This window comes from Streptomyces sodiiphilus (assembly GCF_039529215.1).
In the GTDB taxonomy this organism is placed as follows: domain Bacteria; phylum Actinomycetota; class Actinomycetes; order Streptomycetales; family Streptomycetaceae; genus Streptomyces; species Streptomyces sodiiphilus.
This window is the reverse complement of record NZ_BAAAMJ010000034.1, coordinates 43,692-52,015: the sequence shown is the minus strand read 5'-3', so window position 1 is coordinate 52,015 and position 8,324 is coordinate 43,692. Positions and strand designations below refer to the sequence as shown.

General features: G+C 71.6%; 8 protein-coding genes, 1 pseudogene and 1 riboswitch. Of the genes and pseudogenes, 7 read left to right on the top strand and 2 right to left on the bottom strand.

From position 1 onward, the window contains the following. Window positions 1-65 precede the first annotated feature (65 nt). The gene (locus tag ABD299_RS17745) at window positions 66-947 is read right to left on the bottom strand and encodes an RNA polymerase sigma factor SigF (RefSeq protein ID WP_425581361.1); all 882 of its coding nucleotides are present in this window, start codon (window positions 945-947) and stop codon (window positions 66-68) included. 250 nt (window positions 948-1,197) lie between these two features. Between ABD299_RS17745 and ABD299_RS17740 the strand changes: the two genes are divergently transcribed. The 4 genes from ABD299_RS17740 (at window position 1,198) to ABD299_RS17725 (ending at window position 4,227) form a co-directional block, all read left to right on the top strand. Next, window positions 1,198-1,578 (top strand): STAS domain-containing protein, encoded by a 381-nt coding sequence (locus ABD299_RS17740; RefSeq protein WP_344263547.1) that lies wholly within the window; start codon window positions 1,198-1,200, stop codon window positions 1,576-1,578. A gap of 185 nt (window positions 1,579-1,763) precedes the next feature. Continuing rightward, complete coding sequence (locus ABD299_RS17735) at window positions 1,764-2,252, top strand: ATP-binding protein (protein WP_344263545.1); 489 nt, start codon at window positions 1,764-1,766, stop codon at window positions 2,250-2,252. 24 nt (window positions 2,253-2,276) lie between these two features. Next, window positions 2,277-2,954: a response regulator transcription factor gene (locus ABD299_RS17730; RefSeq protein ID WP_344263543.1), complete on the top strand. Its 678-nt coding sequence runs from the start codon at window positions 2,277-2,279 to the stop codon at window positions 2,952-2,954. Window positions 2,955-2,976: 22 nt separating this feature from the next. After that, a complete protein-coding gene (locus tag ABD299_RS17725) occupies window positions 2,977-4,227 on the top strand; it encodes an ATP-binding protein (protein WP_344263541.1) in 1,251 nt (416 codons plus the stop codon). Window positions 4,228-4,311: 84 nt separating this feature from the next. Here ABD299_RS17725 and ABD299_RS17720 read toward each other — a convergent pair. Then, window positions 4,312-4,674 (bottom strand): annotated as a pseudogene (locus ABD299_RS17720) (GtrA family protein); the annotation flags it as partial. Between the two features lie 136 nt (window positions 4,675-4,810). Here ABD299_RS17720 and ABD299_RS17715 point away from each other — a divergent pair. The 3 genes from ABD299_RS17715 to ABD299_RS17705 are packed head-to-tail and all read left to right on the top strand — an operon-like array spanning window position 4,811 to window position 7,712. Continuing rightward, window positions 4,811-5,950: a 5-(carboxyamino)imidazole ribonucleotide synthase gene (locus ABD299_RS17715; protein ID WP_344263539.1), complete on the top strand. Its 1,140-nt coding sequence runs from the start codon at window positions 4,811-4,813 to the stop codon at window positions 5,948-5,950. After that, entirely contained in the window at window positions 5,947-6,507 is a 561-nt protein-coding gene (gene purE, locus ABD299_RS17710; RefSeq protein ID WP_344263537.1) for a 5-(carboxyamino)imidazole ribonucleotide mutase, read from the top strand. The genes ABD299_RS17715 and purE overlap by 4 nt, the downstream gene beginning before the upstream one ends. After that, window positions 6,504-7,712, top strand: coding sequence for a dipeptidase (locus tag ABD299_RS17705; protein WP_344263535.1), 1,209 nt, complete (start codon window positions 6,504-6,506; stop codon window positions 7,710-7,712). The genes purE and ABD299_RS17705 overlap by 4 nt, the downstream gene beginning before the upstream one ends. Before the next feature lie 360 nt (window positions 7,713-8,072). Beyond that, window positions 8,073-8,296, top strand: a riboswitch (cyclic di-AMP (ydaO/yuaA leader). Window positions 8,297-8,324: the final 28 nt, after the last annotated feature.

Sequence of the window (8,324 nt, the reverse complement as noted above, 5' to 3'; positions counted from 1 at the left end):
GCAGGTGCGCTGTCCTCACACCTGCCTGCGGGCGGCCGCGACCGGGGCCCCCGGGGCCCGTCGAGTCAGTCCTCGACCATCAGCCCTCTGCGGAGCCTGCCCAGAGTCCGCGCCAGCAGCCGGGAGACATGCATCTGGGAGATGCCGAGCTCCTCGCCGATCTCCGACTGGGTCATGTTGGCCACGAACCGCAGGGAGAGGATCTTGCGGTCGCGGGGGGCGAGGCCGGCGATCAGCGGCTTGAGGGACTCGATGTACTCGATGCCCTCCAGTCCGTGGTCCTCGTAGCCGATCCGGTCGGCGAGCGCGCCTTCGGAGTCGTCCTCCTCGGGCTGGGCGTCGAGCGAGCTGGCCGTGTAGGCGTTGGAGGCGGCCATGCCCTCGACGACCTCGTCCTCGGAGAGGTTCAGCCGCTCGGCGAGTTCCGCCACGGTGGGGGAGCGGTCCAGCTTCTGGGCGAGTTCGTCGCCCGCCTTGGCCAGGTCCAGGCGCAGCTCCTGCAGCCGCCGCGGCACCCGCACCGACCACGACGTGTCGCGGAAGAACCGCTTGATCTCGCCGACGATGGTGGGCATGGCGAAGGTGGGGAACTCCACCCCGCGCTCGCTGTCGAAGCGGTCGATCGCCTTGATGAGGCCTATCGTGCCGACCTGGACGATGTCCTCCATCGGCTCGCTGCGGGAGCGGAAGCGGGAGGCCGCGAACTTCACCAGGGCGAGGTTGAGCTCGACCAGGGTGTTGCGCACGTAGGAGTACTCGTGGGTACCTTCCTCCAGCGTCCGCAGCCTCTCGAAGAGAGTCTTGGACAGGGCACGGGCGTCCAGCGGGGCCAGCTGGTCGGCAGGGGGGATGTCCGGCAGGCCCTCCAGTCCCTCGGGCATCTCCGCCGCGGGTGGGGCGGGCTCCTCCGTCGTCCGGAGCTCATCGGTGCGGGGGGCGGGTGACATGGTGTGTCCTCCGTTCTCTCGGCATCAGGCTGCCGAAACCGTGACGTGCACTGCTCTGGTGCGGGCGCCTCCAAGCCGGCGTGTGCTGATCGGTTTCCCTACTAGCCCTACCCGTCCTCAGCGGAATATGGCAAGTTTCATCATGCCCCGAAATGAGCGCTTTGCGGGCCCTGTTCGGGTACCGGGAACTCCCCGGACGGGCTAAAGTTCGACGGTATCCAGGTACAAGAGGAGAACTGAAGGGGTCTGCATGCACCCGGGAACACCGGACAGCGCGGGCCGGCGCCAGTTGTCGGTCGAGACACGGCGGCTGGAGACGTGCGATGTGATCAGGCTCAAGGGTGAGCTCGATCACCACTCCGCGGACGAGCTCCGGGGTCCTCTGGAGGGCTGCGTCGCCGAGGGGTGCCGACGGATCGTCCTGGACTGCGCCGCACTGGAGTTCTGCGACTCCACCGGCCTCAACCTCCTCCTCTCCGCGCGGATGGACGCCGAGGCGGCCGGCGGCACCATCCACCTCGCGGGTCTGAATGCCGCCGTCGCCCGGGTCTTCCAGATCACCGGAGCGGACGCGGTGTTCCCGCTCCACGAGACCGTCGACGCCGCGCTGGCCGAGCTGCCCGCGGAGTGAGGGCCGGCCACCCTTTCCGCTCGCGAAGGGCGAAGAGTCCGGCCAGAATCACACTATTGCCCGGAACAGATGGGTGTTCCTGCCGTCCTGCAGGGCAGGAGACCCCTCACGCCGGGCCCACAGGGACGGTCCCGGCGCCGTCGGAAGGTTGATCATCGTGGCGAAACGGCGAGGGGAGGCATGCAGTGACGACGACCCATCCTTTCCATCCGGCCGGCGGCCGCGGGCCGGAGCCGGGTGACCGGGCACCCGCCTCCAGCCGTCCGATCCGGCAGGTGAGACGCCTGCGGTTCGCCGGGAGCTCGGGCGTCGTGCCCCGGGCACGGGACTTCGCCCGGCAGGCGCTGCACGACTGGGGCTGGCTGCCCGCGGACACCGAGGAGCGGCAGGAAGCCTGCGAGGACATCCTGCTCGTGGTGTCCGAGCTGGTCACCAACGCATGCCTGCACGCACAGGGCCCCGAAGAACTGCGCATCGCCCAGGGAGCCGGAAACCTCCGTGTCGAAGTCGTCGACTCCGGCAGCGGTGCCCCGGAGCCCCGTCTCAACCGCAGCCCCGGACGTCCTGGGGGCCACGGCATGTTCATAGTGGAGCGCCTCAGCCGCGACTGGGGAGTCGCCCAGGAGGCCGGGGGGACCAAGACGGTCTGGGCCGAGCTGCCCGCCCCCTTCTGACCGCCGGGCGTCTACCATCTGTGCATGACCCGAGTACTGCTCGCCGAGGACGACGCGTCCATCTCGGAGCCCCTGGCCCGAGCGTTGCGCCGGGAGGGCTACGAGGTCGAGGTCCGGGAGAACGGCCCGGACGCGCTGCGCGCCGGACTGCGGGGAGACGTCGACCTGGTCGTCCTCGACCTCGGGCTGCCCGGCATGGACGGGCTGGAGGTCTGCCGGAGACTGCGCACCGAAGGCCTGGGACTGCCGGTACTGGTGCTCACCGCCCGAGCCGACGAGGTGGACACCGTCGTCGGGCTGGACGCCGGTGCCGACGACTACGTCACCAAGCCGTTCCGGCTGGCCGAACTCCTCGCCCGGGTCCGCGCACTGCTGCGCCGCGGCACCGCCGAGCCCATCGTCCACCCGGCCGTCCACGGCATCCGGATCGACATCGAGTCGCACCGCGCCTGGCTGGGTGACCACGAGCTCCATCTGACCGCCAAGGAGTTCGACCTGCTGCGGGTGCTGGTCAGGGACGCCGGCCGGGTCGTCACCCGCGAGCAGCTGATGCGCGAGGTGTGGGACACCACCTGGTGGTCCTCCACCAAGACGCTGGACATGCACATCTCCTGGCTGCGCAAGAAGCTCGGCGACGACGCGGCCAACCCCCGGTACATCACCACCGTGCGGGGTGTGGGCTTCCGCTTCGAGAAGGCCTGACCCCGCCGCCCCGGAGGGCACCGTGCGCCGCCGTCTGATCCACTCCACCCTGGCCGTCGTGCTCGTGGTGATCGCCGTCTTCGGCGTCTCCCTGCTCGTCATCGAGGCCCGCTCCATCGAGGCCGGCGCCCGGGAGCGGGTGCAGTCGGAGGCGGCCCGGCTGGTGGCGGTGGTGGAGAGCCGGCTCGTCGCAGGCGAACAGGTCACCGCCCGGAGCATGCACAACGCCGTCCCCTCCGACCGGCACGTGGTGATCGACCTCGCGGGCGAGGCCCCCTTCACCATGGGCGACCGCCCCGAGGGCGGGGTCATCTCCGCCACCGAGACGGGTGCGCACGGCGAGGCGGTCACCGTCCAGCAGTCCGCCGGCGCGGTCAGCGACGGCGTGCTGCGGATGTTCCTGATCATCCTGGCCGTCTCGCTGCTGGCCGTGGCCGCCGCCGTCCTGCTCGCGGTGCGCCAGGCGAACCGGCTGGCGGCACCGCTGACCGACCTCGCCGAGACGGCCGAGCGGCTGGGCTCCGGCGATCCGCGCTCCGGCCGCCGCCGCTACGGAGTGCCCGAACTCGACCGGGTGGCCGACGTGCTCGACACCAGTGCCGAACGCATCGCCCGGATGATCACCGCCGAACGCCGGCTGGCCGCCGACGCCTCGCACCAGCTGAGAACCCCGCTGACCGCGCTGTCCATGCGGCTGGAGGAGATCATCGGGACGGCCTCCGACCGGGAGGCGGTCCAGGAAGAGGCCACCATCGCGCTGGCCCAGGTGGAGCGGCTGACCGATGTCGTCCAGCGCCTGCTGACCAACTCCCGTGACCCCCGGCTGGACTCCGCGGTCAGCTTCGACCTCGACGAGATCCTCATACAGCAGATGGAGGAGTGGCGGCCCGCCTACCGCAGCGCGGGCCGGGCCATCGTCCACTCCGGCAAGCCCGGCCTGCGGGCCGTCGGAACTCCCGGGGCGGTCACCCAGGTGCTGGCCACCCTGGTGGAGAACGCCCTCATGCACGGAGACGGCACGGTGGCGCTGCGGACCAGGACCACCGGCACCCAGGTGGTGGTGGAGGTCGCCGACGGCGGCCCGGGCGTGCCGCCCGAGCTCGGCTCACGGGTCTTCGAGCGGTCCGTCAGCGGCCGCAACTCCACCGGTCTGGGACTGGCCGTCGCGCGGGACCTCGCGGAGGCGGACGGCGGACGGCTGGAACTCCTTCAGCAGCGCCCGCCGGTCTTCGCGCTCTTCCTCAGCCGGGACACCGGGGCCGGAAGCGGCTGACCCGTGGCGCGCCCGGGCGCCGCGGAACACCCAGGTCCGGTAGGACCAGAAGCGGAACAGCGAGGCGATGGAGAGGCCCACCACGTTCTTGGCGATGTTGTCGGCCAGCGGCGAGGTGAACCCCAGCCCGTAGTGCGACAGGGCGAGCACCCCGTTCTCGATCACCATCCCGGCGCCGGAGAACAGCAGGAACAGGCTCGCCTCCCGGCGCCGGCGGCGCTTGTCGGCGTGCCGGTAGGTCCAGTAGCGGTTGCCCAGATAGTTGGTGACCACCGCGGCCGAGGTGGCCAGCACCCCGGAGCGGACCGGGGCCAGCCCGGCCCCCTGGGTGCACAGATTGAACACCACCACGTTGACCAGGACTCCGAAGGCGCCGACCGTCCCGAACTTGGCGGCCTCCCGGACCAGCCGCCGCAGCCGGAGGCGCAGCGTGCGCTCCTCACCCATGGCGGCCACTTCCGATCACGTTCCCGCCCGTGGTTCCCCCTCCCGTCCTGTCCCGAAGGCCACGGCCGCGCCCTGCCGCCATGCTAACGATCGGCCGGGGCCCGGGTGCGCAGGTCGGCCGGATACGCTGGACGCCGTGACATTCCCCGTAGTCGGCATGATCGGCGGCGGCCAGCTCGCCCGCATGACCCACGAGGCGGCCATCCCCCTGGGCATCCGCTTCAAGCTCCTCAGCGCCACCCCGCAGGACTCGGCCGCGCAGGTCGTCAACGATGTCGTCATCGGTGACCACCGGGACCTGGACACCCTCCGGGCCTTCGCGAAGGGCTGCGACGTGGTCACCTTCGACCACGAGCACGTCCCCACCGAGCATCTGCGGGCCCTCCAGGCGGACGGCATCGCCGTGCGACCCGGCCCGGACGCGCTGATACACGCCCAGGACAAGGGCGTGATGCGGGCCCGTCTCGACGAGCTGGGGGTGCCCTGCCCCCGGCACCGCATCGTGACCGGCCCGGCCGACGTCACGCGCTTCGCCGGTGAGGGCGACGGCTTCCCCGTCGTCCTGAAGACGGTGCGCGGCGGTTACGACGGCAAGGGCGTGTGGCTGGTGCGCTCCGAGGAGGAGGCGGCCGAACCGTTCAAGGCCGGGGTGCCGGTGCTGGCCGAGGAGGCGGTCGACTTCTCCCGCGAACTGGCCGCCAACGTGGTGCGTTCCCCACACGGGCAGGCCGTCGTCTATCCGGTGGTGGAGTCCGTCCAGGTCGGCGGGGTCTGCGACACGGTCATCGCCCCGGCCCCCGGGCTGCCGCCCGAGCGCGCGCTGCGGGCCCAGGAGATCGCCCTGACCATCGCCCGGGAGCTCGACGTCACCGGCCACCTCGCGGTGGAACTCTTCGAGACCGCGGACGGCCGGATCCTGGTCAACGAGCTCGCCATGCGCCCGCACAATTCCGGCCACTGGACCCAGGACGGCGCCGTCACCTCGCAGTTCGCCAACCACGTCCGCGCGGTCCTGGACCTGCCGCTGGGCGACCCGCGTCCGCGCGCCCCGTGGACGGTGATGGCCAATGTGCTGGGCGGTGACTACCCCGACATGTACGCCGCCTACCTGCACTGCATGGCGCGCGACCCCCAGCTCAAGATCCACATGTACGGCAAGGACGTGAGGCCCGGCCGCAAGGTCGGACACGTCACCACCTACGGCACGGACCTGGCCGACGTGCGCGAGCGCGCCCGCCACGCCGCCGACTACCTGCGAGGGACCATCACCGAATGAGCACGCCCAGTACACCGGCCGCCGGCGAGGCGGCCGGCGGCGTCACCGTCGGCATCGTCATGGGATCGGACTCGGACTGGCCGGTCATGTCGGCCGCCGCCGAGGCACTGGCCGAGTTCGGTATCGGCCACGAGGTGGACGTCGTCTCCGCCCACCGGATGCCGCGCGAGATGGTCGACTACGGCGAGCGGGCGGCCGGCCGCGGACTGAAGGTCATCATCGCCGGGGCCGGGGGCGCCGCCCACCTGCCCGGCATGCTGGCGTCCGTGACCCCCCTCCCGGTCATCGGGGTCCCCGTCCCCCTGAAGTACCTGGACGGCATGGACTCGCTGCTGTCCATCGTCCAGATGCCCGCCGGGGTGCCGGTGGCCACCGTGTCGGTGGCCGGGGCCCGCAACGCCGGGCTGCTGGCGGCCCGGATGCTGGCCGCCCACGACCCCCGGCTGCTGGAGCGGATGCGCAGGTTCCAGGACGACCTCAACGCCCAGGCCACCGAGAAGGGCCGGCGGCTGCGCGCCCTGCACGCCGGCGACGACGCCGCGCGGGGGGACGCGTGAGCGCCCCCGCCCGCCGGGAGCGGGACCTCGCCCGGGCCCGTGAGCTGCTGGCCGCCCATCCCGTGGTGGACGGGCACAACGACCTGCCGTGGGCGCTGCGCGAACAGACCGGCTACGACCTGGACCGGCGGGACATCGCCGCCGACCAGAGCGCCCACCTGCACACCGACATCCCGCGCCTGCGGGCCGGCGGGGTGGGGGCGCAGTTCTGGTCGGTGTACGTGCGCACCGACCTCACCGGTGACGCCGCCGTCAGCTCCTGCCTGGAGCAGATCGACGTCGTCGGGCAGCTGCTGGACCGCTACCCGGACCACCTGCGGCGGGCGCTGACCGCCGACGACATGGAGGCGGCACGCGCCGAGGGCCGCATCGCCTCGCTGATGGGCGCCGAGGGCGGGCATTCCATCAACAACTCGCCGGCCACGCTGCGGGCGCTGTACCGCCTGGGCGTCCGGTACATGACGCTGACCCACAACGACACGATCGACTGGGCGGACTCGGCCACCGACGAGCCCCGGCACGGCGGCCTGTCGGAATTCGGCGAGGACATCGTGCGGGAGATGAACCGGCTCGGCATGCTGGTCGATCTCTCCCACGTGGCGGACACCACGATGCGGGACGCGCTGCGGGTGAGCGAAGCCCCGGTGATCTTCTCGCACTCCTCGGCCCGGGCGGTCTGCGACCATCCGCGCAACATCCCCGACGACGTCCTGGAGCGGCTGCCCGCCAACGGCGGGGTCGCGATGGCGACGTTCGTCCCGAAATTCGTGCTGCCCGAGGCCGTCGCCTGGACCAGGGCGGCGGACGCGGCCCTGGCCGAGCGTGGCTTCCACCCGCTGGACGGCTCCGGGGAGGCCCGCGCGGTGCAGCGCGCGTTCGAGCGGGAACATCCCCGGCCGGTGGCCACCGAGGCCACCGTCGCCGACCATCTGGACCACATGCGTGAGGTGGCCGGCATCGACCACATCGGCATCGGCGGGGACTTCGACGGCACCGCCTTCCTGCCCTCCGGGCTGGAGTCGGTGGCCGGCTACCCGAACCTGATCGCCGAGCTGCTGCGGCGCGGCTGGTCCGAGTCCGACCTGGCGAAGCTCACCTGGCACAACGCTGTCCGGGTGCTGCGGGACGCCGAGGCGGTGGCGGCGGATCCCGCGCAGCGCGCCCGTCCCCTGATGGCCTTCCCCGTCTCCGGCCCCGCCCACTGACCGGCGGCCCCTTTCGGGCCGCCGGGGCCGAGTCGAGGATCAAAACGGGCATCAGCGCCCATCTCGTGTGATAAGGCTTCAGCTTTTCGGCGGCCAGTGACCGACGTCACGGTGTAAACCGGGTGTCATGCCCTGGTGGGTGGGACATGACATGTCCCGTAAGGCGACTTCGCAGGCCGGGCCGCAAGTTGACGGTGTGTCGCGATGATGTCGCGCGGCTGCAGGTGGTGTCCCGAATGCGCTCGGTGACCGAAATGGCGGGGGAGTATTTCCGATCATGATCAGACTGTGCCCGCTTTCTTGTGTTGTCCCGATTGTTGTGCTTAACGTGCATGCCGTCGCCGCGCCTCCGCGGCGGCCCGCCACCGGACGCCGAATCCTGTCACCGGGTGGGGGACGCATGAGCACTTCCGTATGACAGGAGCGGGGGACCCACTTTCTGCCGGACGGCGCGGTCACGCGCGTACCGGCTCGGGGTGAAGCCGCCTGCCGGATCCGACGCCTTGCGCCGGGTCCGTCTGCGGCCGGGCACCTTTCCGGCCCGAACCCGACAGCTCACCTCGCAGGCGTCGGAGAGGAGCACACCTATGTCCGCACGCGGACGTCACCGTC

What these genes read in the sequence shown, in the direction of transcription:
- purE (WP_344263537.1), top strand. Translation starts at nt 5,947, where the DNA reads ATGAGCACGCCCAGTACACCGGCCGCCGGCGAGGCGGCCGGCGGCGTC.
- ABD299_RS17740 (WP_344263547.1), top strand. Translation starts at nt 1,198, where the DNA reads ATGCACCCGGGAACACCGGACAGCGCGGGCCGGCGCCAGTTGTCGGTC.
- ABD299_RS17730 (WP_344263543.1), top strand. Translation starts at nt 2,277, where the DNA reads ATGACCCGAGTACTGCTCGCCGAGGACGACGCGTCCATCTCGGAGCCC.
- ABD299_RS17745 (WP_425581361.1), bottom strand. Translation starts at nt 947, where the DNA reads ATGTCACCCGCCCCCCGCACCGATGAGCTCCGGACGACGGAGGAGCCC.